17 protein-coding genes, 1 tRNA gene, 2 rRNA genes and 3 pseudogenes are annotated in these 23,526 nt (G+C 67.0%); 11 read left to right on the top strand and 12 right to left on the bottom strand.

The window, feature by feature from the left end:
* Positions 1–72: 72 nt before the first annotated feature.
* The 6 genes and pseudogenes from CSW59_RS03390 to CSW59_RS03365 form a co-directional block, all read left to right on the top strand.
* Positions 73–1,335, top strand: a pseudogene (locus tag CSW59_RS03390) (allantoate amidohydrolase); the annotation flags it as partial.
* Positions 1,336–1,426: 91 nt separating this feature from the next.
* Positions 1,427–2,650, top strand: a complete 1,224-nt coding sequence (locus tag CSW59_RS03385; protein ID WP_201722707.1) for an alanine--glyoxylate aminotransferase family protein — start codon at positions 1,427–1,429, stop codon at positions 2,648–2,650.
* 142 nt (positions 2,651–2,792) lie between these two features.
* Positions 2,793–3,713 (top strand): allantoinase PuuE, encoded by a 921-nt coding sequence (gene puuE, locus CSW59_RS03380; protein ID WP_099442705.1) that lies wholly within the window; start codon positions 2,793–2,795, stop codon positions 3,711–3,713.
* A 151-nt stretch (positions 3,714–3,864) separates the two neighbouring features.
* Positions 3,865–4,389 carry a 2-oxo-4-hydroxy-4-carboxy-5-ureidoimidazoline decarboxylase gene (gene uraD / locus CSW59_RS03375; RefSeq protein ID WP_201722706.1) on the top strand — a complete coding sequence of 175 codons (525 nt, stop codon included), beginning with the start codon at positions 3,865–3,867 and terminating at the stop codon, positions 4,387–4,389.
* Positions 4,389–5,576 (top strand): urate hydroxylase PuuD, encoded by a 1,188-nt coding sequence (locus CSW59_RS03370; RefSeq protein WP_099442703.1) that lies wholly within the window; start codon positions 4,389–4,391, stop codon positions 5,574–5,576. Before uraD ends, CSW59_RS03370 begins: the two co-directional genes overlap by 1 nt.
* On the top strand, positions 5,573–6,253 hold the full coding sequence (locus CSW59_RS03365; RefSeq protein ID WP_099442702.1) for a TetR family transcriptional regulator: 681 nt from the start codon (positions 5,573–5,575) through the stop codon (positions 6,251–6,253). The genes CSW59_RS03370 and CSW59_RS03365 overlap by 4 nt, the downstream gene beginning before the upstream one ends.
* On the opposite strand, the gene CSW59_RS03360 is transcribed toward CSW59_RS03365, so the two are convergent.
* Both CSW59_RS03360 and CSW59_RS03355 read right to left on the bottom strand, forming a co-directional pair.
* Positions 6,254–6,970: a YceI family protein gene (locus tag CSW59_RS03360; RefSeq protein WP_099442701.1), complete on the bottom strand. Its 717-nt coding sequence runs from the start codon at positions 6,968–6,970 to the stop codon at positions 6,254–6,256.
* A gap of 83 nt (positions 6,971–7,053) precedes the next feature.
* Positions 7,054–8,019 carry an acetamidase/formamidase family protein gene (locus CSW59_RS03355; protein WP_201722705.1) on the bottom strand — a complete coding sequence of 322 codons (966 nt, stop codon included), beginning with the start codon at positions 8,017–8,019 and terminating at the stop codon, positions 7,054–7,056.
* A gap of 223 nt (positions 8,020–8,242) precedes the next feature.
* On the opposite strand from CSW59_RS03355, the gene CSW59_RS03350 reads away from it, so the two are divergent.
* From CSW59_RS03350 to CSW59_RS03335, 4 genes and pseudogenes are all read left to right on the top strand, one after another.
* Positions 8,243–8,461, top strand: a complete 219-nt coding sequence (locus CSW59_RS03350) for a hypothetical protein (RefSeq protein ID WP_099442700.1) — start codon at positions 8,243–8,245, stop codon at positions 8,459–8,461.
* Positions 8,458–9,851 (top strand): annotated as a pseudogene (locus tag CSW59_RS03345) (AtzE family amidohydrolase). The gene CSW59_RS03350 and the pseudogene CSW59_RS03345 overlap by 4 nt, the downstream one beginning before the upstream one ends.
* Positions 9,848–10,264, top strand: coding sequence for an oxalurate catabolism protein HpxZ (hpxZ, locus tag CSW59_RS03340; protein ID WP_099442699.1), 417 nt, complete (start codon positions 9,848–9,850; stop codon positions 10,262–10,264). Before CSW59_RS03345 ends, hpxZ begins: the two are co-directional and overlap by 4 nt.
* A 9-nt stretch (positions 10,265–10,273) precedes the next feature.
* The gene (locus CSW59_RS03335; protein ID WP_099442698.1) at positions 10,274–11,245 is read left to right on the top strand and encodes a nucleoside hydrolase; all 972 of its coding nucleotides are present in this window, start codon (positions 10,274–10,276) and stop codon (positions 11,243–11,245) included.
* A gap of 129 nt (positions 11,246–11,374) precedes the next feature.
* Here CSW59_RS03335 and guaD read toward each other — a convergent pair whose 3' ends face one another.
* The 5 genes from guaD to uraH form a co-directional block, all read right to left on the bottom strand.
* The gene (gene guaD, locus CSW59_RS03325) at positions 11,375–12,667 is read right to left on the bottom strand and encodes a guanine deaminase (RefSeq protein WP_099442697.1); all 1,293 of its coding nucleotides are present in this window, start codon (positions 12,665–12,667) and stop codon (positions 11,375–11,377) included.
* The gene (gene xdhC / locus CSW59_RS03320; RefSeq protein ID WP_099442696.1) at positions 12,664–13,674 is read right to left on the bottom strand and encodes a xanthine dehydrogenase accessory protein XdhC; all 1,011 of its coding nucleotides are present in this window, start codon (positions 13,672–13,674) and stop codon (positions 12,664–12,666) included. Before xdhC ends, guaD begins: the two co-directional genes overlap by 4 nt.
* A gap of 120 nt (positions 13,675–13,794) precedes the next feature.
* Positions 13,795–16,146, bottom strand: coding sequence for a xanthine dehydrogenase molybdopterin binding subunit (xdhB, locus tag CSW59_RS03315; protein ID WP_099442695.1), 2,352 nt, complete (start codon positions 16,144–16,146; stop codon positions 13,795–13,797).
* On the bottom strand, positions 16,139–17,581 hold the full coding sequence (xdhA, locus tag CSW59_RS03310; protein WP_099442694.1) for a xanthine dehydrogenase small subunit: 1,443 nt from the start codon (positions 17,579–17,581) through the stop codon (positions 16,139–16,141). The genes xdhB and xdhA overlap by 8 nt, the downstream gene beginning before the upstream one ends.
* On the bottom strand, positions 17,581–17,928 hold the full coding sequence (gene uraH, locus CSW59_RS03305; protein WP_099442693.1) for a hydroxyisourate hydrolase: 348 nt from the start codon (positions 17,926–17,928) through the stop codon (positions 17,581–17,583). Before uraH ends, xdhA begins: the two co-directional genes overlap by 1 nt.
* Positions 17,929–18,245: 317 nt before the next feature.
* Between uraH and CSW59_RS03300 the strand changes: the two genes are divergently transcribed.
* Positions 18,246–20,534, top strand: a complete 2,289-nt coding sequence (locus CSW59_RS03300) for an NADP-dependent malic enzyme (RefSeq protein WP_099442692.1) — start codon at positions 18,246–18,248, stop codon at positions 20,532–20,534.
* A gap of 129 nt (positions 20,535–20,663) precedes the next feature.
* Here the strand turns inward: CSW59_RS03300 and CSW59_RS21145 are convergent, their stop codons facing one another.
* The 5 genes and pseudogenes from CSW59_RS21145 to CSW59_RS03280 form a co-directional block, all read right to left on the bottom strand.
* The gene (locus CSW59_RS21145; RefSeq protein WP_035017693.1) at positions 20,664–20,858 is read right to left on the bottom strand and encodes a cold-shock protein; all 195 of its coding nucleotides are present in this window, start codon (positions 20,856–20,858) and stop codon (positions 20,664–20,666) included.
* A 132-nt stretch (positions 20,859–20,990) separates the two neighbouring features.
* Positions 20,991–21,194: pseudogene (locus CSW59_RS21140) on the bottom strand (cold-shock protein); the annotation flags it as partial.
* Positions 21,195–21,451: 257 nt separating this feature from the next.
* Positions 21,452–21,528: transfer RNA gene (locus CSW59_RS03290), tRNA-Met, on the bottom strand.
* Between the two features lie 64 nt (positions 21,529–21,592).
* Positions 21,593–21,707, bottom strand: a 5S ribosomal RNA gene (gene rrf / locus CSW59_RS03285).
* Between the two features lie 103 nt (positions 21,708–21,810).
* Positions 21,811–23,526: ribosomal RNA gene (locus CSW59_RS03280) — 23S ribosomal RNA — on the bottom strand; the annotation flags it as partial.

Genomic DNA, 23,526 nt, shown 5'->3' with positions numbered 1-23,526 from the left:
CTGGACGGCGCGCGAGAGGGGACAGGGTCGCTCAGCCTGCTAGGGTGAGACGACCCAGAGCGTGGAGCGGATGTGACGGACGGTTTCGACATCGGGACGCGAGCCAAGGCGCGCTGCGACGTGCTAGGGCTGCCGCCGTGCAGCGAGATCGACGGTCAGCTGACGCGCCGGTTCCTCACGCCGGCCCACGCCGCCGCCCTATCGGTGCTGGAAGGCTGGATGACCGAGGCTGGCATGAGCGTCCGCCGCGACGCCGCCGCCAACCTGATCGGCCGCTATGAGGGCGAGGCGCCGGGCGCCAAGGCGCTGATCATTGGCTCGCACATCGACAGCGTGCGCAACGGCGGACGCTATGACGGACCGCTCGGGATCATGCTGGGGATCGACCTGGTCGAGGCGCTGCATCGCGCGGGCCGTCGCCTGCCCTTCGCTGTCGAGGTCGTCGCGTTCGGCGACGAGGAAGGCTCGCGCTTTCCCGCCTCGATGAGCTGCAGCCGCGCGATCGCCGGCACGCTGGACGCCAGCGCCCTGGAGATGCGCGACGCCGACGGCGTTTCGGTGGCGCAGGCCCTGGCGGCGTTCGGCGGCGATCCCGTCGGGATCGCGGGCGCCGCCCGCAGTCCCAAGGACGTCCTGGCCTTCCTCGAAGCCCATATCGAGCAAGGCCCCGTGCTGGAGGCCGAGGGCCTGGCCCTGGGCGTCGTCACCGCCATCGCCGCCCAGAAGCGGATCATGGTCAAGATCATCGGGACCGCCGGCCACGCGGGGACGACGCCCATGGGTCTGCGCAAGGACCCGGGCCCCGCCGCCGCCGAGTGCGTGCTGGCGCTGGAGCGGATCTGCCGCGCGGGGACCGGCGGGCTGGTCGGCACGGTCGGCCGGATCACCGCCCTGCCCGGCGCTTTCAACGTCATTCCGGGCGCGGTCGAGTTCTCGATGGACATCCGGGCCGAAACCTCGGCGACGCGCGACGCGGCCGTCGACGCCATCTGCGTCGAGATTCACGCCATCGCCGCCGCGCGCGACCTCACCGCCGAAATCCGCATGGCGCAGGCGCTGGCCGAAAGCCCCTGCGATCCCGGCCTTACGGACCTTTTGGAACAAGCTCTGGCCGATCTTGGCCTGCCCGCCCGCCGCCTGCCCTCAGGCGCGGGTCACGACGCCATGGTGATGGCCGCGCTTTGCCCCACCGCCATGCTGTTCATCCGCTGCGAAGGCGGGATCAGCCACAACCCGGCCGAGGCCGTCACCGAGGCCGACTGCGCCTTGGCGGCCCGCGCCATGTTGGGGTTCGTGGAGAAACTTTCCCTTTCCTTGTCATCCCGGCCGCAGCGCAGCGAAGAGCCGGGACCTCAACAATCGCCGGCGCATCCGGCGGTCCCGGATCGCCCCTTCGGGACGTCCGGGATGACAGGCGCCTGAGATCATGACCGACACTTTTCAAGAACTCGACCACCCCGCCCGCCTGCTGATGGGGCCAGGCCCGATCAACGTGCACCCGCGCGTGCTGCGGGCCATGTCGGTGCAGCTCTTGGGCCAGTTCGACCCCGAGTTCACCGGCTACATGAACGAGGTCATGGCGCTGTATCGTGGCGTCTTCCAGACGAAGAACCGCTGGACCTTCACAATCGACGGCACCTCGCGCGCCGGCATTGAGGCCGCATTGGTCTCAACCCTTCAGCCAGGCGACGACGTCGTGGTGGTCAATGCCGGACGCTTTGGCCTGCTGCTGGCCGAGATCGCCGAGCGCTGCGACGCCAAGGTCACCTTCGTCGAGGCCCCCTGGGGAACCGTGGTCGATCCGCAGGCGGTCGAGGACGCCGTCAAGCGGGTGAAGCCGCGCCTGGTGGCCTGCGTGCACGGCGACACCTCGACCACCATGGCCCAGCCGCTCGCCGAGATCGGCGCGATCTGCCGCGCGCATGGGGCGCTGATGTATGTCGACGCCACCGCCACCCTGTCGGGCATGGACGTCCCGGTCGACGCCTGGGGCGCCGACATCGTCACCGCCGGCCTGCAAAAGTGCCTGGGCGGCCCCTCGGGCTCGGCTCCGATCACGATCAGCGACCAGGCCGCCGAGCACATCTTCTCGCGCCGTCATGTCGAGAAGGGTCTTGTCGGAACCGGCGGCGTGGCCGGGAATGGCCGCCGCATCGCCTCGAACTACTTCGACCTGGCGATGATCATGGACTACTGGTCCGAGAAACGCCTGAACCACCACACCGAATGCGCCCCGATGCTGTTCGCGGCCCGCGAATGCGCCAGGCTGGTGCTGGAGGAAGGGCTGCCGGCGCGCTTCGAGCGCCATGCCAAGGCTGGCGGCGCGATGACCGCGGGCTTGGAAGCGATGGGCCTGTCGATCTACGGCGACAGGGCCCACAAGATGACCAACGTCACCGGAATCTGGGTCCCAGACGGCGTCGACTACGACCGGGTCAAGGCGCGGATGCGCACCGACTTCGAGATCGAGATCGGTTCGGCCTTCGGTCCCTTGACCGGCAAGATCTGGCGGATCGGGACCATGGGCGTGAACGCCCGCAAGCACGCGGTGCTGCAGACCCTGGCGGCCTTCGAGGCGGTGCTGCGCTGGGAGGGCTTCAGCGCCCCAGCCGGCGCGGGCGTCGACGCGGCGGCGAAGGTGTACGGATGAGCGGGTTGGCGATCACCGTCTTCTTCCCCCTCCGGGGGAGGAGCGCGAAGCGCGGAGGGGGCAAGTCAGAGCGAAATCCCCCTACGCGCCCCCACCTGACCGCGCTGCGCGCGGTCGTCCGCCCCCAGAGGGGGCAGAAGGCATGACCCAGTCCTACCCCCGCGACCTCATCGGTTACGGCGAGCACCCGCCGCATCCGCGCTGGCCCAGCGGCGCGCGCGTCGCCGTGCAGTTCGTGCTCAACTACGAGGAAGGCGCCGAGCGCTCGATCCTGCACGGCGATCCGGTCTCCGAGTTCTTCCTGTCGGAGATGGTTGGCGCCCAGCCCATCCAGGGCATGCGGCACATGTCGATGGAGAGCCTCTACGAATACGGCTCGCGCGCCGGCTTCTGGCGCATCCGTCGCCTGTTCGAGGAATTCGGCCTGCCGCTGACCGTGTTCGGCGTCGCGCAGGCCATGGAACGCCATCCGGACGCCGTCGAGGCTATGATGAAATCGGGCTGGGAGATCGCCAGCCACGGCTATCGCTGGATCGACTACCAGCACTTCACACCCGACCAGGAGCTGGAGCACATCCAGCAGGCCATCGAGATTCAGAAGCGCCTGACCGGCGAGCGCCCCCTGGGCTGGTACCAGGGCCGCACCAGCCCGAGCACCGCCCGCCTGGTCGCCCAGGAAGGCGGCTTTGTCTACGACGCCGACAGCTACGCCGACGACCTGCCCTACTGGGACGACCAGCACGGCCGGGCCCAGCTGATCGTGCCCTACACGCTGGAAGCCAACGACATGCGCTTCACGGCCGCCCAAGGCTTCAACACCGGCGAGCAGTTCTTCACCTACCTGCGCGACGCCTTTGACGCGCTGTATCTAGAGGGCGAGACCGCGCCGAAGATGATGAGCGTGGGCCTGCACTGCCGCGTCGTCGGCAAGCCCGGCCGCATCGGCGCCCTGCGGCGGTTCCTGGAGCATGTGACCAACCACGACCGCGTCTGGGTGGCGCGACGCATCGACATCGCGCGGCACTGGATCACCGAGCATCCGTATCAAGGGAGCGCCAAATGAACGCTTCCAGCTATTCTCCGTCATCCCGCGACTTGTTTGCGGGACCCATGGTTCAGCTTTCGCGTGAGAGCGAAATCATCTCCCCACCTGCGTCGGACAGATGGGTCCCGCGCACAAAGCGCGGGATGACGGGGTTTATGGAGGTGAACGCGTGAGTTCGGCCCCTCCCCTGTCGCTGAAGCTGCTCAACAGCATGAACCAGACCGGCTTCACCACCGCCCTGGGGTTCGCCTTCGAGCTCTCGCCCTGGGTCGTCGAGCGCGCCTGGGACGAACGCCCCTTCGCCAGCGTCGAAGCGATGCACACGGCGATGATGGCCGTGCTCGACGCTTCGACCACCGCCGACAAGCTCGCCCTGATCCGCGCCCACCCCGAACTCGCCAGCAAGGCCGCGATCGCCAAGCAACTGACCGCCGAGAGCAACGCCGAGCAGGCCAGCGCGGGTCTCGACCGGCTGACGCCCGAGGAGTTCGCACGCTTCCATGACTTGAACGCCGCCTATCGGGAGCGCTTCGGCTTCCCGTTCATCATCTGCGTGCGCCTGAACGACAAGGCCTCGATCCTGGCGGCCATGCACGCGCGGCTTTCCAACGACGAAGCCACCGAGATCGTCGAGGCCATTCAACAGATCGGCCTGATCTCCAAGCTTCGACTGCTCGACTCGGTGACGACCTGATGGACTACGATTTCGCCGGTTGGGCCGGCATGGCTCTGCGCTGGCTGCACGTGATCGCGGGCGTGGCCTGGATCGGCGCGTCCTTCTACTTTGTCTGGCTGGATAACAATCTTCGCGATCCCAATCCGCCCAAGGACGGCGTGAAGGGCGAGCTGTGGGCCGTGCACGGCGGCGGCTTCTATCACTCGCAGAAATACCTGAACGCCCCGGCGCACATGCCCGAGCACCTGCACTGGTTCAAGTGGGAGGCCTACACCACCTGGCTGTCGGGCTTTGCGCTGCTGATCGTGCTCTACTACTGGCAAGCGGGCGTCTATCTGATTGACCCGGCCAAGCACGCCTTCAGCCAAGCCCAGGCGATCGGCGTGGGCCTGGCCTTCATCGTCGGTGGCCTTGCGACCTATGAGGCCCTGTGTCGCTCGCCGCTAGGCAAGTCCGGCAAGCTGTTCGGCGTGGTATGGTTTTCGATCCTGACCTTCGCGACCTGGGCGCTGACCCAACTGTTCTCCGATCGCGGCGCCTTCATCCACGTGGGCGCGATCATCGGCACCTGCATGGTCGGGAACGTGTTCCTGGTCATCATCCCCAACCAGCGCAAGATCGTCGCCGACATGCTGGCGGGCCGAGACGTCGACCCGCGCCTGGGCGCGATGGGCAAGCAGCGCTCGGTCCACAACACCCACATGACCCTGCCGGTCATCTTCATCATGATCAGCAATCACTACCCGGCCGTCTCGGGACACCCGAAGGCCTGGCTGCTGCTGGCCCTGATCAGCGCCGGCGCGATCGCGATCCGCTATTTCTTCATCCAGCGCCACTTCGGGAAGATTCGGCACGAATTGCTGTTCGTCGGCGCGATGCTGATCTTCGCGGCGACGGCGATCGCCTCGATGAAGCCCAAGGACAAGGTGGAAATCAGCGGCGAGGTCCCTTTCGCGACCGCCCAGGGAATCATCCAGAAGCACTGCGTCATGTGCCACAGCGCGACCCCGACCCATGAGAGCTTCTCCGCCCCGCCTTTAGGCGCGATCTTCGACACGCCTGAGCACATCAAGACCTATGCGGCGAAAATCAACGAACGCGCGGTGCTCTCGACCGGCATGCCCCTTGGCAACGAGACCGGCATGACCGATGAGGAGCGGGCCCAGCTGGGCGCTTGGATCAAGCAGGGAGCCAAGACCCCGTGACCGACGCCGCCGTTCTGGACGCCAATCCGAAGGCCGAGAGCGAGACCGCTCCGCGCAAGCGCAACGCCGAGCGGACGCGCAAGGCGATCCTCGCTGCGGCCCTGAAGGAGTTCGCCCAGGCGGGTTTCGCGGGGGCCCGGATCGAGAAGATCGTCAAGGCCGCCAAGTGCAACATCCGGATGCTGTACCACTACTTCGGGGACAAGAAGGGCCTGTACATGGCCGTCCTCGAAAGCGCCTACATGGACCTGCGGGCCCGCGAAGCCGAGCTGAAGATCGACTTCGACAAGCCGCTGGAAGGCTTCCTCGAGCTGCAGCGCTTCACCTTCGACTACTTTGAGAAGAACCCGCGCTTCGAGGGCCTGCTAAGGAACGAGAACCTGCAGCACGGCAAGTTCGCCGCCCAGTCGCGCGTCGTGACCGAGACCGCCTTCCCCCTGCGCCGCACGATCGAGCGGCTGATCAAGAGCGGCCAGGAGCAGAGCGTGTTCGGGCCCGATCTCGACCCAGTGCAGATCTACGTCACCATCGCGGCCATGAGCCGTTTCCACCTGGCCAACGGCTACTCGCTATCGGCGACGCTGGACACCGACATGAGCGCGCCCGAGTGGCGCAAGGCGCGGCTGGATCACGCCCTGGCCCTCCTCGAAGGCTATCTGACGCGCGGCGCGCGCTAGTTATCCAGCGGTCGGCGCCGGCGGCGCATTGACCAGGGGCGGGCCGCTGAATTCGGCCTCGATCTGCACCTCGACCTCGTCGCCGACACCCATGGTCGTGCCTGGCGCGGGAACGCCGAAGGCGATCCCGAAGTCCGAGCGCTTGAAGACGCCCTTGGCCGAGAAGCCGACGCGGGCGTTCGGGTCCATCGGGTGGCCCTGGTAGCCGCCGTTATAGGTCACGTCCAAGGTGACGGGCTTGGTGACGCCGTGCAGGGTCAGGTCGCCGGTGACCTTGCCGGTGTCTGGCCCGGTGACTTCGATCCTGGTCGAGCGGAAGGTGATCGAGGGATAGGCGCTGGTGTTCAGCCACTGCGGCCCGATCAGGTCGGCGAGGAAGCCGGGCGGCGGCGACGGCAGCGTCAGCGACTTGGGATCAATCGTCGCCTCAACCGCGCTGGCGACGGGATTGTTCTGGTCAAACCGCAGCTTGGCGTCGAAGCGCGCGAACGCCGCTGTATAGCTTGAGAAGCCCAGATGGCTGACCTTGAACACGAGGCTGGCGTGGGACTTGTCGAGCACATAGTCGCCGGCCGGGATATTCGCCTTGGGCGGCTTGAGAACGGTCGGCGCCGGCGGCGCGGAAACTAGCGGCGGCTCGGCGGCCTTCTTGTCGTCGGAAGACGGTGAACAGGCCGCCAAGGCAAGCAGGGCTACAGCGGGCAGGATCGTTCTCATACGTTGGCCTCCCAAGGCGCGACTCCGCGCGTCACAGGTCAACGTAAACGCTTACGAGAGGTTGCGGCAGCGTTCATTGCGCCTCAGAATAGCAGCCCCTTCTTCAGCAGCGCATGCACGCCCTTCTCTCCATTGACGGTCTGAGTCACGCGGAAATCCACGGCCAGCGAGCAGAACTGATAGGCCTGGACGCGGGTCAGGGCCGAACGTGCGGTGATGAAGTCGATGGTCTGGCGCAAGGCCTGCTTCATGGCCAGGTCCAGGTCCTCGTTGAAGCCCATCAGGATGTAGTGCGTCGGCGTCTCGGCGCGCGGCCAGGCGAAGGCGCCGACGTCGGCGGCCCCAGTGGCCTTCTTGTGCAGGACGAAGGTGAAGGTCCCTGTCAGCCCCATCTCCAGCGCGTTGACGCAGACCTCGCCGTCGCCCTGGCGACCGTGGCCGTCGCCGACCGAGAAGTTCGCGCCCGGAACCCAGACCGGCAGATAGAGGGTCGAGCCGGCGACCAGCTCCTTGTTGTCCATGTTGCCGCCGTGCTCGCGCGGCTCGCGGCTGGAAAGGCGGCCGTAGCGCGCGGGCGGCGCGACACCCATGGTCCCGAAGAACGGCGCCAGCGGCAGCTCCGGCCCCCATTCGGGCTTGCAGACGCCGCGCGCGCGGTCGACGGCGATGTGGCTGACATAGCGCTCGGGGAAGTCCTCCGGGAGCGTGCCCGCCAGCGGTCGCACGGCGCAGTAGCCCCAGTCGTTGTTCGGCTCGATCGCCTCGATCCGGACCTCCAGCATGTCGCCAGGCTCGGCGCCGGCGATGGCGACGGGACCCGTGAGAATGTGAGGGCCGATCCGCTCGGGCTTGCTGTCGTGGATCGCCTGCAAGGCGGGCGGAATGGCGTAGGGCGAACCGGCGGGCGGCATGACCTCGACACCGCCCGAGACGCACTCGAAGGTGACGCTGTCGCCGGACGCCACCGTCAGCACGGGATCGAACGCCGCGTCGAACATGCCAAAGCGGATCGTGTCGGGGGCCGAGGCCAGTCGGTGATGCGCCATCAAGTAAGCCTTCTATTACATGCGCATCTGAAGCCGGCCGGCGGCATATCCCAAGGTCTGGAAGGCTCGGACGGGCAAGATGGCGCCGCCCTGCCTTTGTGACGGGCGACGCGCGGGCGAAACTGGCGCAGGCTTGGGCGATCGCGGACCGTCGCGCCGCCAGGACTGGCGCGTCCGCCGACCCTCGTTGTATGAAGTTTTTTCTTACTTATGGAGCTTTGGCCGGATGGCGCTCGACGCGGAGACACAAGCCTTTCTGAACCTGTCCGAGGCCGAGCTCGCGCCCTGGACGGCGGCGCGGGCGGCCGAGCACGGCCTGACGCCACCGCCCGAAGTCCTCCCGAACGTCATCGACAATGTCGCCCTGCTCCAAGCCCAGACGAGGCTGTTCGTCGACGCCATGGGTGAAGCCGCCGGCCAGGCGTCGGAGCCGTTCCAGCCGTGAGCTTCGCCAGCGCTATCCAGATCGTCGAGGACGTCCGGGCCGGACGCACCACCGCTCGCGCCGTCACCGAAGCCGCTCTGTCGCGGATCGCCCAGCGGGATGGCGGCATTAACGCCTTCACCACCGTGACCGCCGAGCGCGCCCTGGCGGCGGCGGACGCGGTGGATGCGGCTCGCGCCGCCGGCCAGCCGCTTGGTCCCCTGGCCGGCGTTCCGTTCGCTGTGAAGAACCTGTTCGATATCGACGGCCTGCCCACCCTCGCCGGCTCCAAGATCCGCCGCGAGGCCGCCCCCCCTCGCGCGACGCGACCCTGGTCCAGCGCCTGACCGCCGCCGGCGCCATCCTGGTGGGCGCGCTGAACATGGACGAGTTCGCCTATGGCTTCGTGACCGAGAACGCCCACGACGGCCCGGTGCGCAACCCCCACGATCCGACGCGGATCGCCGGCGGCTCGTCGGGCGGATCGGCGGCGGTCGTGGCGGCTGGGCTGGTCCCGCTGACCCTGGGTTCGGACACCAACGGCTCGATCCGCATCCCGGCCAGCCTGTGCGGGGTGTTTGGCCTGAAGCCCACCTACGGTCGCCTGTCGCGCCAGGGCGTCTTCCCGTTTGTCGAGAGCCTGGACCATGTCGGCCCCTTCGCCCGGACGGTCGAGGAGCTGGCCCTGGCCTATGACGTGCTGCAAGGTCCCGATCCCGAGGGGGACGCAATCTGCGTGCGCCAGGCCGAGCTGCTGTCGAACCGTCTCGACGCTCTGGCCGAGCAGCCCCTGCGTGTCGGCGTCCTGGGCGGCTGGTTCCGGCAAGGCGCGTTCCCCGAGGTGCTTTCGGCCTTGGATCAAGTGGCCAAGGCGCTGTCAGCCGATACGGGGGTGACGCTGGACGGCGCCCAGGCCGCCCGCGCCGCCGCCTTCTGCCTGACCGCCTTCGAGGGCGGCGAACTGCACCAGGACAACCTAGCCGCTCGCGCCATGGACTACGACCCGGCCGTCCGCGACCGCCTGCTAGCCGGCGCCCTACTGCCTGAAGGCGTGGCCGAGGCCGCGCGGCGCTATCGCACGATCTTCCGCGACCAGGTCGCCGAGGTCTTTCAGCGATACGACGTGCTGCTGGCGCCGGCCTCGGTCTGCCCCGCCCCGCCGATCGGCCAGGCGACCATGGAGATGGACGGGGTTCCGGTCTCCGTCCGCAAGAACCTCGGCGCCTTCACCCAGCCGATCAGCTATATCGGCCTGCCGGTCGTGGCCGCGCCGGTGAACCGTACGGGCCAGTTGCCGATCGGCGTCCAGATCATTGCCCCGCCCTGGCGCGAGGACCTAGCCTTCGCCGCAGCGCTTCGGCTGCAGCGCGCCGGCGTCGTCGCCGCCCATCCGCCGAAAGCCTTCGCATGATCATCAACGACCCCGCCGTCCTGGCCGAGGTGACGACCCTGGTCGACGCCTATGAGACGGCGCTGATGACCAACAACGTGGTCGCCTTGGACGGCGCGTTCTGGAACTCGCCCCACACGGTGCGCCTGGGCGTGGCCGAGAACCTGTGGAGCTTCGACGAGATCGCCGCCTTCCGCGTCGGCCGCGCCGGCGGCTCGCCGCCCCGCACACGGCTGCGGACCGAGATCACCACCTTCGGGGCGGACTTCGCGATCGCCAACGTCCTGTTCCAGCGCGACGACACCGGCCGCCTCGGCCGGCAGAGCCAGACCTGGATCCGCGTCGAGGACGGCTGGAAGGTCGCCTCGGCCCACGTCTCCCTGATGCAGGAGAGCGCCGATCAACGGCTCGCCTCCCCGACCGAAAAGCGCTAGAGCTCCCAGATGACGACCCCGACCAAGATCATCTTCGACACCGATCCCGGCATCGACGACGCGATGGCGCTGCTGTTCATCGAGGCGAGCCCCGCCCTCGACCTGATCGCGGTGACGACCATCTTCGGCAACGCCGACATCGACACCACTACCCGCAACGCCCTCTATCTGAAGCGCCGCTTTGGCCTGGCCGCGCCGATCTACAAGGGGACCGACAAGCCGCTGGTCCGCCCGCGCAACCCCTCGCCGACCTTTGTCCACGGGGAGAACGGTCTGGGCGACGTGGAGCTCGAAGGGCTCGTGCCGGAACAGCCCGAAGCCAAGCCGGCCCACCAGGCGATCATCGACCTGGCCCGCCAATATCCCGGCGAGGTCGTGCTGTGCGCGGTCGGTCCGCTGACCAACCTGGCCTTGGCGCTGCAGGCCGATCCCGAGGTCGCCACCCTACTCAAGTCCGTGGTGATCATGGGCGGCGCGTTCGGCGTGGCCGGCAAGCCGGGCAATGTCACGCCCGTCGCCGAGGCCAACATCTGGAACGATCCGGAGGCCGCCGATCAGGTCTTCACCGCCCCCTGGCCCCTGACCGCCGTCAGCCTGGACGTGACGACCCAGGTCGTGATGTCGCCCGACTACATGGAGGCCCTGGCGGCCAGCGGCGGCGACGCCGGCGGCTTCCTCAACGCGATATCCAAGCCCTATGCGGCCTTCTACGGCGGCCGCGACGGCATCGTCGGCTGCTGCGTCCACGACGCCGCCGCCGTGGCCTTCGTGATCGACCAGACGCTGTTCGAGGTTCGTCGCGGCTCTGTGCGCGTGGTCACCGAAGGCATCGCGCTGGGCCAGACCTGCCAGAAGGTCGAGGGCGAGCTGTTTGGCCCGTCGGCGTGGGATGATCAGCCGATCCAGGCGGTGACCGTGGCGGTCGAGGGCGAGCGGCTGTTGAAGCTGTACGCCGAGACGATGACGGCCAAGCACGGGTAAGACTGTTAGTTCCTCCCCCGCGATGCGGGGGAGGTGGCCCAGAGGGCCGGAGGGGGCCAACGCGGCCGATTTCCAGCTTGCCCCCTCCGTCGCTCCGCGACAGCTCCCCCGTATCACGGGGGAGCATCTTCACTCCCGCCGCCACCGCTCCACACCCGCCAGATAGGTCCGCGCGACCGCCCGGTCGTCCCCCAGCACCGTCAGCGCGAACACCTTGTCCGCCAGCGTCTTCGCCGACTTCAGCCGACGCTCAATCAACGGCGTCGCCGCCATATCCAGCACCAGAAAATCGGCCTCCTTGCCCTGCGCGAGGTTGCCGATCTTGTCGTCCAGATCCAGCGCCCGCGCGCCACCCAGCGTGCCCAAGTACAGCGCATGGAACGGGTCCAGCGCGTCGCTGCGCAGTTGGCCGACCTTGTAGGCCTCGCCCAGGGTGTGGAGGATCGAGAAGGTCGTGCCGGCGCCAACATCCGTCCCCATGCCGACCTTCACACCGTGCGCGCAGGCGCCCTTCAGCGGGAAGAGACCCGAGCCCAGGAACAGGTTCGAGGTCGGACAGAACGCTACCGCCCCGCCCTTCGCCGCCATCCGCTGGAAGGCCTCGCCTTGCAGATGGACGCAGTGGGCGAAGACCGAGCGCTCTCGCAGCAGGCCAAAGCGGTCATAGACGTCGAGATAGTCCTTGGCGGCGGGGAACAGCCGCGCCGTCTCCTCGATCTCGTGGGCGTTTTCCGACAGGTGGGTCTGCATCCAGACGCCGGGATGGGCCGCCAGCACCTCACCGGCCATGGCCAGCTGTTCGTCGCTGCAACTGATCGCGAAGCGTGGGGTGACCGCATAGCCAAGCCGGCCCTTGCCGTGCCAGTCGGCGATCAGGGCCTCCATGTCGGCGCGGCTACTCTCGACCGTGTCGGTCAGGCCCTCGGGCGCGTTGCGGTCCATCAGCGACTTGCCGGCGATCAGGCGCATGTCGCGCTCATAAGCCTCGGCGAACAGGGCCTCGACCGAGACCTTGTGCACCGAGCCGAACACCAGCGCCGTGGTCGTGCCGTTGCGCAGCAACTCATCCAGGAAAAAGGTCGCGGTCTGGGCCGCGTGCTCAGGATCAGCGAAGGCCGCCTCGGCCGGGAAGGTGTGCTGCTCCAGCCAGTCCAGCAGTTGCGCGCCGTGGGCGGCGATCACATCGACCTGCGGAAAGTGGATGTGAGTATCGACAAAGCCCGGCGTGATCAGATGGCCGGTCAGGTCCTCGACCGGCGTGTCGCCCAGGCGCGCGGAAAGCTCGGCATAGTCGCCGCAGGCGGCCACGCGGCCGTCCTCGACCAGCAGCAGGCCGTCTTCGTGGAAGGCGACCGCCTCCGCGTGCGAGGTCTTGGTCGGGTCGTCCAGCAGGTGGAGGATCGCCCCTCGATAGGCTTTCACGTCTTCGAACTCTCGTCGTTGCGCACGCGCGCGGCTTCCTGGCGCATCAGGAGGTCGGCGGCCACCGACACAGCGATCACCTCCGGCGCCTTACTCTTCAGGCCCGGCAGGCCGATCGGACAGGTCAGGCGCGTCAGCACGGCTTGCGAGAAACCATCGTCGCGCAGTCGGCTCATGAACCGCGCGCGCTTGGTCTTGGAGCCGATGACGCCGAAGTAGCCAAAACCCCCGCCCGCCAGGCCCGCCGAGACCAGGGCGTAGTCCAGGGCGTGGTCGTGGGTGAGCACGAGACCATAGGCGTCGGGCGCCGCGCCCATGGCCTTGGCGGCCATCTCGGCCGGCTCCAGCACGGTGACGCCGGGGATCTCGGCCGTCTCGGGCCGGCTGTCGTACCAGGAGAGGCGGAACGGCAGCGGCTGGAAGGCCCGGGCGATCGCCTGCCCCACATGACCGGCACCGAACAGCAGCAGCGGCGGACGCGGAGCGTCGGCGCGCTCGACCAACTCGTCGCCCAACTCGGGCCGGGCTCCGCGCGCGCTGGCCGGCGCGCCGCCGAGGGTGACGGCGGGCGCGTCGCCGTCGGTGGCGAGGATCGGCGCTATGGTCTTGCCCAAGGCGCCGGGATCAAAGCGCGTGCGGACCTCGAACGGCTGGGCGGCGTCCATGCGCCGAGCCGCCTCGGTCAGCCAGTCGCGACTGTTGTCGTTCAGGCGCTCGAGCAACATGCGCACCCGGCCGCCGCAGCACTGGGCCAGCAGCGGTCCCAGCGGATAGTCCTGGATCGCGAAGTGCGCCTGGCCGCCGTCCAGCATCCGCCGCGCCTGGTCGGCCACGCGGTACTCCAGATTGCCGCCGCCGATCGTGCCAGCCTGGCCCTCGCGCCAGACCACCATCTTGGTCCCGGCCTCGCGCGGCGCCGAACCCTCGGTGGCGAGGACGGTGACCAGCGCGGCCTCGTCATGGGCGTCGAGACGGGCGAGCGCGGCTCGGGCCCAATTCCTGCTCATGCGCCCCCTCCGTCACGGCGCGTATTCGCGCCGCGCCACCTCCCCCGCGTCGCGGGTGAGGAAGACATCATCCTCTCCCGTGCAACGGGGGAGGTGGACGCGAAGCGGACGGAGGGGGCGCTACACATCGCGCGCCCGCCTCCGCACATCCTCGCACGCCATCAGGATCGCCTCGGGCGTCGCCGGCGCGTTCAGCTCCGGGAACACGCGATACTCCCCCACACTGGCCACCGCGTGATTGATCGCCGAATGCACCGAGATCGCCAGCATGAACGGCGGCTCGCCGACGGCCTTGGAGCGATGCACGGTCGCCTCGACATTGCGGCCGGCCTTCCACAGGCGCACGTCCAGATGCGCCGGCCGGTCGCCGCAGGTCGGGATCTTGTAGGTCGAGGGCGCGTGGGTGCGCAGGCGGCCCTCCCCGTCGTAGACCAGCTCCTCGGTGGTCAGCCAGCCCATGCCCTGGACGAAGCCGCCCTCGATCTGGCCAAGGTCAATGGCCGGGTTCAGCGACTTGCCGACGTCGTGCAGGATGTCGGCGCGCGTGACCTTCATCTCGCCGGTCAGGGTGTCGATCAGTACTTCGCTACAGGCCGCGCCATAGGCGAAGTAGTAGAACGGCCGGCCCGTATGGGTGGCGCGGTCGTAGTGGATCTTGGGCGTGGCGTAGAAGCCGGTGGCCGACAGCGAGATCCGCGCCAGATAGGCCTGGCGGATGAAGGCCTCGAACGCCAGGGTCTGGCCGCCCACCCGCACGCCGTCAGACGTGAACGCGACCGCGTCCGGCGCGACGCCCCACTTGGCGGCGGCGAACTCGACCAGCCGCGCCTTGATCGTCTCGGCCGCGTTCAGCGCCGCCATGCCGTTCAGGTCCGCGCCCGACGAGGCGGCCGTGGCCGAAGTATTGGGCACCTTATCGGTGACGGTCGAGGTGATCTTCACCCGCGAGACATCGACCTGGAAGGCCTGGGCGACGATCTGGGCGACCTTGGTGTTCAGCCCCTGCCCCATCTCGGTCCCGCCGTGGTTCAGCATGATCGAGCCGTCGGCATAGAGGTGCAGCAGCGCCCCGGCCTGGTTCAGGTGGGTGGTCGTGAACGAGATGCCGAACTTCACCGGCGTCAGGGCGATGCCCTTCTTGAGCACGGGGCTCGCCTGATTGAACGCCTCGATCTCGCGCCGACGGGCGTCGTAGTCGCAGGACGCGGCCAGCTCGTCGATCAGTTGGGGCGCGACATTGTCCTCCACGACCTGGTGGTAGGGCGTGAGGTCGCGACCCTCGCCGCCATAGAGGTTGCGGCGGCGCACCTCCAGCGGGTCGAGGCCGACCTCGGCCGCCACGGCGTCCATGATGCGCTCGATCGCCAGCATCCCCTGCGGCCCGCCAAAACCCCGGAAGGCGGTGTTGGAAACCGTGTGGGTGCGGAAGCGGTGCGACAGGATCGCGACGGCCGGCAGGTAGTAGGTATTGTCGACGTGGAACATCGCCCGGTCGTTGATCGCCGGCGACAGGTCGGTGGTCGCCCCGCAGCGCGAGGCCAGCTCCAGCGAAAGACCCGTCAGCCGTCCGTCGTCGTCGAAGCCGACATCGTAGGCGACTTCGAAGTCATGCCGCTTTCCGGTCATGACCATGTCCTCGTCGCGGTCGGGACGGCACTTGGCCGGGCGGCCGGTCTTGACCGCGACCAAGGCGGCAGCGGCGGCGAACAACGAGGCTTGCGTCTCCTTGCCGCCAAAGCCCCCGCCCATGCGCCGGACCTCGACGGTGACGGCATGGTCGGGCTTACCCAGCACGCGAGCGATCAGGTGCTGGACCTCGCTGGGATGTTGGGTCGAGGACCAGACATGGACATCGCCGCCCTCGCGCGGCGTGGCCAGGGCGACCTGGCCCTCCAGATAGAAGTGATCCTGGCCGCCCATCGCAAAGCGGCCTTGCAGGCGGCCCGGCGAGGCGTCCAACGCCTCGCGCGCATCGCCCCTCGCCATGCGCTGGCTAGCCTCGATCTTAAAGTCCATGACCCGGGCGGCGGCGATGTCGATGGCGGCCGGCAGGTCCTCGTACGCGACGACGGCCTTGGCGGCGGCGGCGCGCGCAGCAGCGATCGAGGTGGCGGCCACAGCGAACAAGCTCTGGCCGACATGGACGACCTCTCCGCCTAAAGCTTCACTGGCCGCGAACAGCCGGTCGTCATGGATGACCGGGCTGACGTCGTTCTCGCCGGGAATATCCTGGGCGCTCAGCACAAGCACGACGCCGGGCGAGGCGCGCACGGCCGACAGGTCCAGCTTGACGATCCGGGCGTGGGCCCGCGCGCTCATGCCCAGGTGCACATGCAGCAGACCCGGCGGCTCGGGCAGGTCGTCGATATAGACCGCAGAGCCCGCCACGTGGCGCGCGGCGCTGTCGTGCGGCAGCGCCGCATTCACGCCACGGGGCGCGGTGATCGGAGGGGCGACGCCGGAGTCAGCCATGGGCGCTCTCCGGCATGACGCGGGTTTCGACATGCGGCGCGACGCTCTCCAGGAACACCTTGCGCAGCATGTTGCGCGCGGCCAGGGCGCGATAGGTCGCCGACGCGCGCATGTCGCTCATCGGCGCGTAGTCGCTGTCCAGCGCGGCCATCGCGGTCTCGATCGTGGCCTCACTCCAAGGCTTCCTGATCAAGGCCGCCTCGCAGGCCGGAGCGCGCTTGGGCGTCCCGGCCATGCCGCCGAACGCAACGCGCGCGTCCGCCACGACGTCGCTCTCGACCACGATCGAGAACGCCCCGCAGACGGCCGAGATATCCTGATCGAAGCGCTTGGACAGCTTGAAGACCTTAAAGATCCGCTCCTCGGTCAGCTTCGGAACGATCACGGCCTCGACGAACTCCCCGGGCCGTCGGTCTTGCTTGCCATACTCCAGGAAGAAGGCCTCCAGCGGCAGTTCACGCCGCTCGGCCCCGCGCCGCAGGACCAGGGTCGCGCCCGCCGCGATCAGCGCCGGCGGCATGTCACCGATCGGCGAGCCGTTGGCGATGTTGCCGCCGATCGTGCCGCTGTTGCGCACCTGGGTCGAACCCAGCCGCCGCATCATCGCGCCAAGGTCCGGATAGAGGCGAGCCACCGCCTCGATAGCGTCAACATAGCGGACGCCCGCGCCGATCCGCAGGGCGTCGGAGGTTTCTTCGATCGCCTTCAGCTCAGCGACCTCGGAGACGCTGATCAAGGTCGGCAGCGGACGGCGCTGCTTGGTGACCCAGAGGCCAACATCAGTCGCCCCGGCCACGATCGTCGCGTCGGGATGCTTGAGGTAGGCGTCCGCCAGCTCATCGACCGTTCGCGGCGACAGCCAGGTCCGGGTCACGCCATGGATCTCGTCCTGGAAGCTGAGTTCCAGCATGGTCTCGTCGCGCAGGGCCGACAGATCGACCGTCGGCGTGGCCTCGGCCGTCACACTCTTGGCGACCTCAATGATCGGCCCGTAGCCGGTGCAGCGGCACAGGTTCCCGGCCAGCACCTCGCCAACCGGCGCGTCCGCGCCCTTGGCTCCGACCGCGCGACCATAGAGCGACATGACGATGCCCGGCGTGCAGAAGCCGCATTGCGAGCCGTGCTTGTCGACCATGGCCTGCTGCACCGGATGCAGCGCATCATCCTTCGCCAGACTCTCCACCGTCATCAGCGCCTTGCCGTGCAGCATCGGCAGGAACTGGATGCAGGAATTCACCGCCCGCCAGGTCACGGTCTCGCCCTCCGCCTCGCCGACCAGCACGGTGCACGAGCCGCAGTCGCCCTCGGCGCAGCCCTCCTTGGTCCCGGTGCGGCGCAGCGTGCCGCGCAAGTGCTCCAGCAGCGTGGTGGTGGGATTGGCCCCACGCACCTCCTGCACCGCGCCATCCAGCAGGAAACGGATCACCTGGCCCATCAGCTGCCCCGGTAGGTGGAATAGCCGTAAGGGGAAACCAGCAGCGGCACATGCCAGTGCTGCTCGGTGTTCGAGACGGAAAAGTCGATCACCACCACGTCCAGGAACGGCGGATCGGTGATCGGCAGGCCCGAAGCCTTGAAGTGCTCTCCGATCGAGAAAGCCAGGCGATAGCCGCCGACCTTGAGGTCCTCGCCCACGATCAGCCGCGCCCGGCCGTCGGCGTCGGTAATGACTTCGGTGATGGGCGACAAGGCCTCGCCCTCGCGGCGCGAGACCCGCACGGCGACGCCGGCCGCCGGCTTGCCAGCCGCCTGGTCCAGGATGTGTGTCGTCAGTCCGCTCATTCGTCCGCACTCCGATCGGGTCGATGCTCGACCGCCCTCGCTGTCGTGTCCAGCGCTCTGGCGCGTCCGCAGAGCGCGATCGCCGAACCGCCAAGGAACACAGCGCGCGGCGCCCGAAGCGTGGGCATTATATAATAGATTTATTACTTATGAGAGCCCCTCACGCGAGCAGCTGAATGTTACCGCTATCACAAATGAAACCATTCCCCGGTCGCACAGGGTTGGAAAAGCCGGCCATCCCCGGTAGCTAGACGGGTGAACGGCCCGCGCTTGAGACGGGCCGCGCGAACACGCGCAGAGCTTCTAGAGGAAGACCGATGGACGAGGATTTCCGCAAGGCGGCGTTGGACTATCACCGCCTCCCGCGGCCCGGAAAGCTGGCGATCGAAGCCACCAAGCGGATGGCCACCCAGCGCGACCTCGCCCTCGCCTATTCGCCCGGCGTCGCGGCCCCATGCCTGGCGATCGCCGACAATCCCGACACCGCCCGCGACTACACCGCGCGCGGCAACCTGGTGGCGGTGATCTCCAACGGCACGGCCGTGCTGGGCCTGGGCGACATCGGCCCGCTGGCCTCCAAGCCCGTGATGGAGGGCAAGGCGGTCCTCTTCAAGAAGTTCGCCGGCATCGACGTCTTCGATATCGAAGTCGACGCCAAGGATCCCGACCGCTTCATCGAGGTGGTCGCGGCGCTGGAGCCGACGTTCGGCGGCATCAACCTGGAAGACATCAAGGCTCCGGAATGCTTCGTCATCGAGCGCGCCCTGCGCGAGCGGATGAACATCCCGGTCTTCCACGACGACCAGCACGGCACCGCCATCGTCTGCGCCGCCGCCGTCCGCAACGCCCTGCTCGTTCAGGGCAAGACTCTGAAGGACGTCAAGCTGGTGACCTCGGGCGCCGGCGCCGCGGCCCTGGCCTGCGTCGATCTCCTGGTGTCGATGGGCCTGCCGGTCGAGAACGTCACCCTGACCGACATCAAGGGCGTGGTGCACGCCGGCCGCGAGCCGGACATGCCCGACAACATGGCTCGCTACGCGCGCCAGACCGACGCGCGCACCCTGCCTGAAGTGCTGCCGGGCGCCGACATCTTCCTGGGCCTCTCGGCCCCGCGTGTTTTCAAGCAAGAGTGGCTGCCGCTGCTGGCGCCAAACCCGCTGATCCTGGCCATGGCCAATCCGGATCCGGAAATCCTGCCCGAGCTGGTCTACGCAGCCCGTCCGGACGCCATCATGGCGACGGGCCGCAGCGACTACGCCAACCAGGTCAACAACGTCCTCTGCTTCCCCTTCATCTTCCGGGGCGCCCTGGACGTCGGCGCGTCCGAGATCAACGAGGCGATGAAGGTCGCCGCCGTGGAGGCGATCGCCGAGCTGGCCCGCGCCGAGGCCTCCGAAGTGGTCGCTTCGGCCTATGGCGGCGTCGCGCCGGTCTTCGGGCCGCAATACATCATCCCTAAGCCATTCGACCCGCGCCTGATCCTGCAGATCGCGCCGGCCGTGGCCAAGGCGGCCATGGACAGCGGCGTCGCCACCCGGCCGATCGCCGACTTCGACGCCTATCGCCAGGAGCTGGAGCTCTTCGTTTATCGCTCAGGCCAGCTGATGCGGCCGGTCTTCGAGCGGGCCCGCAAGACGCCCGTCAAGGTCGCCTATGCCGAGGCCGAGGACGAACGTGTGCTGCGCGCGGTCCAGACGGTCGTCGACGAGGGCCTGGCCCTGCCGGTGCTGGTGGGCCGTCGCGAGGTCATCAAGGCCAAGATCCAGCATCTGGGCCTGCGCCTCGACGTCGGCGGGACCGTCGAGATCGTCGACCCCCAGGCCGACAAGGACCTGTTCGGTCCGTTGGTCGCCGACTACCAAAAGCTGGTCGGGCGTCGCGGCGTGCCGCCTGCGGCCGCCGAACGCCGTGTGCAGGGCCGCCGCACCGTGGCCGCCTCGATGCTGCTGGCCTCGGGCTATGTCGAGGCTGCTCTCGTGGGCGGCAGCGGCGATTGGTGGCAGCACCTGAAATACGCCCTGCCGATCATCCCTAAACGCGATGATGTCAGCCGCGTCTACGCCATGTCGTCGCTGATCCTAGACAACGGCACGCTGTTCTTCTGCGACACCCACGTCAATGTCGATCCGACCGCCGAGCAGATCGCCGAGTGCGCCCAGCTGGCCGCCGAGGCCGTGCGCCGCTTTGGCCTGACGCCCAAGGCCGCCCTGCTCTCGCACTCCTCGTTTGGGGCCAGCAATTCGCCGACCGCGCGAAAGATGCGCGAGGCCCTGGCCATCCTGCGCGAGCAGGCGCCGGAGCTGGAGGTCGATGGCGAAATGCACGCCGACGCGGCGCTCAGCCAGCACCTGCGCGACCGCTTGGTGGCCGACAGCCCCCTGAAGGGCTCGGCCAACCTGCTGGTCATGCCGACGCTGGACGCGGCCAATATCGGCCTGACCCTGCTCAGCGCGGCGACGGAGTCTCTCCTGGTTGGCCCACTGCTGCTGGGCATGGCCAAGCCACTGCACGTGCTGATCCCCAGCGTCACCGCGCGCGGCATCGTCAATCTTACCGCCCTGGCGGTGAGCCAGGCGATCTCCGAGCGCGCACGCGTCACCGGCTAGGGGTTTGGGGCTAGGGGCTAGGGGCTAGCCCCAAACGACAAAGGGCCCCGATCGACGCGTCAACGTCGAGCGGGGCCCTCGAAAGTCTCTGAAAAGGCCGCCCGTCCAGGCGGCCTTTTCGATTCGCGCTTAGAGGATGCGCAGGTTGCCGGCCGAGGTCTTGCCCGAGCGGCGGTCCTGTTCAAGCTCGTAACCGACTTGCTGGCCTTCGTTCAGGCCACGCAGACCGGCGCGCTCGACAGCCGAGATGTGCACGAACACATCGCCGCCGCCGTTGTCGGGCTGGATGAAGCCAAAGCCCTTGGTCGTGTTGAACCACTTCACGACGCCGGTGCCAGCTTCGCCGGTGCCGCTCGAGAAGTTGTTGCGGGGAGCGCTGTCGAAGCCGCCGCGCGCCGGGCGCGGAGCGCCACGACCGCCAGCGCCGCCACCGGCCGGAGCCGGGCCGTGGCCCGTGACGCGCAGTTGACCGGCCGAGGTCTTGCCCGAGCGACGGTCCTCTTCCAGTTCGTATGCGACTTGATCACCTTCGTTCAGGCCCGACAGACCCGAGCGTTCAACCGCGGCGATATGGACGAACACGTCCTGGCCGCCGTCCTCGGGCTGAATGAAGCCAAAGCCCTTGGCCGGGTTGAACCACTTAACGACACCGTTCGCCATATTATCCTCAAACACCTCAATCGACGGGCTGATAGTCGGCCCGCGTCCTTCCAACGGAAGTCATGACGCAAAACCGCGCCACGCGCTATGGGCTTTGAGCGGAGAAAATCGACCGGAAGGCGGCATCGGCCAGAAAAATTCGCGGATCGCACAGCGAGCGTGGCGCCGGCGCCACTCTAAATTGCACGCAAGGATATAAAAAAACCCGCCCTCAATCGGACGGGGTGGAATTTTCGGCCCCATAACCTGGGAACCCTTGGGTGCGGGGACAGGATTTGAACCTGTGACCTTCAGGTTATGAGCCTGACGAGCTACCGGGCTGCTCCACCCCGCGTCAGGGTGTTATTGTGAGATTGTGTGCAGGGTTTGCGGACTTAATCGAGATATCCTTTTGGCGGACCTGGCGGCGACCTACTCTCCCGCGCCTTGAGACGAAGTACCATTGGCCCAGGGGGACTTAACGACCGAGTTCGGAATGGGATCGGGTGGGGAACCCCCGGCAAAGCCACCAGGTCAGCGAAAAGGATATCATCCAGTCCCTTGCGGGACCGGAGATTGTGAAGAAGACATCAGTGTCTGAAGTAGAGCCATGCTGTTGCATGGGTTTGACTGAAGAACGATCAAGCCTATCGAGCTATTAGTACCGGTAAGCTCCATGCGTCGCCGCACTTCCACACCCGGCCTATCAACGTGGTGGTCTTCCACGGCTCTCAGCGAGACCTTGTTTTGAGGTTAGTTTCCCGCTTAGATGCTTTCAGCGGTTATCTATTCCACACTTAGCTACCCTGCTGCACAGCTGGCGCCATGACAGGTCCACCAGAGGTGTGTCCATCCCGGTCCTCTCGTACTAGGGACAGATCCTCTCAAGTCTCGTACACCCACGGCAGATAGGGACCAAACTGTCTCACGACGTTCTGAACCCAGCTCACGTACCACTTTAATCGGCGAACAGCCGAACCCTTGGGACCTGCTCCAGCCCCAGGATGTGATGAGCCGACATCGAGGTGCCAAACTTTGCCGTCGATATGGACTCTTGGGCAAAATCAGCCTGTTATCCCTAGAGTACCTTTTATTCGTTGAGCGATGGCCCTTCCACGCAGGACCACCGGATCACTATGGCCGACTTTCGTCTCTGCTCGACTTGTCAGTCTCGCAGTCAGGCGGGCTTATGCCATTGCACTCGACGACCGATTTCCGACCGGTCTGAGCCCACCATCGCGCGCCTCCGTTACACTTTGGGAGGCGACCGCCCCAGTCAAACTGCCCGCCACGCCATGTCCCGGACCCGGATAACGGGCCGCGGTTAGACGTCAGCAACAATAAGGGTGGTATTTCAAGGATGGCTCCACTCGAACTGGCGCCCGAGTTTCATAGCCTCCCACCTATCCTACACATGTTGTTGCTAACGCCAAGGCGAAGCTGCAGTAAAGGTTCATAGGGTCTTTCCGTCTGACCGCGGGAACCCCGCATCTTCACGGGGAATTCAATTTCGCTGAGCCTGTGCTGGAGACAGTGGGGAAGTCGTTACGCCATTCGTGCAGGTCGGAACTTACCCGACAAGGAATTTCGCTACCTTAGGACCGTTATAGTTACGGCCGCCGTTTACCTGGGCTTCAATTCAGAGCTTGCACCCCTCCTTTTAACCTTCAGGCACCGGGCAGGCGTCAGACCCTATACGTCGCCTTGCGGCTTCGCAGAGCCCTGTGTTTTTGATAAACAGTCGCTACCCCCTGGCTTGTGCCACTCTCATCTGGTTGCCCAAAAGAGAGTCACGCTTATCCCGAAGTTACGCGTGCAATTTGCCGAGTTCCTTCAGCACAGTTCTCTCAAGCGCCTTGGTATACTCTACCTGCCCACCTGTGTCGGTTTCGGGTACGGTCTCCGTTGGAGTTATTTCCAGGGACCTGTTCACTGCCAGGAGCAATCCAATAAGCCCTGACAATTTACCAGATCCGTCACTTCCAACTGGTTCAGGAATATTCACCTGATTCCCATCGACTACGCCTTTCGGCCTCGCCTTAGGGGCCGACTAACCCTGCGCAGATTAGCTTTACGCAGGAACCCTTGGGCTTTCGGCGAGAGGGTCTCTCACCCTCTTTATCGCTACTCATGTCAGCATTCTCACTTCCGATACCTCCAGCAAGGCGCGCCTCACCTTCATCGGCTTTACGGAACGCTCCGCTACCGCGTGCTTACGCACACCCATACCTTCGGCGTCTGGCTTGAGCCCCGTTACATTTTCCGCGCAGGTTCGCTTGACCAGTGAGCTGTTACGCTTTCTTTAAATGATGGCTGCTTCTAAGCCAACATCCTGGTTGTCAAAGCAAACCCA

Origin of the sequence: Caulobacter sp. BP25 (assembly GCF_002737755.1) — a bacterium.
In the GTDB taxonomy this organism is placed as follows: Bacteria; Pseudomonadota; Alphaproteobacteria; order Caulobacterales; family Caulobacteraceae; genus Caulobacter.
This window is presented reverse-complemented; position numbering and strand designations above follow the sequence as displayed.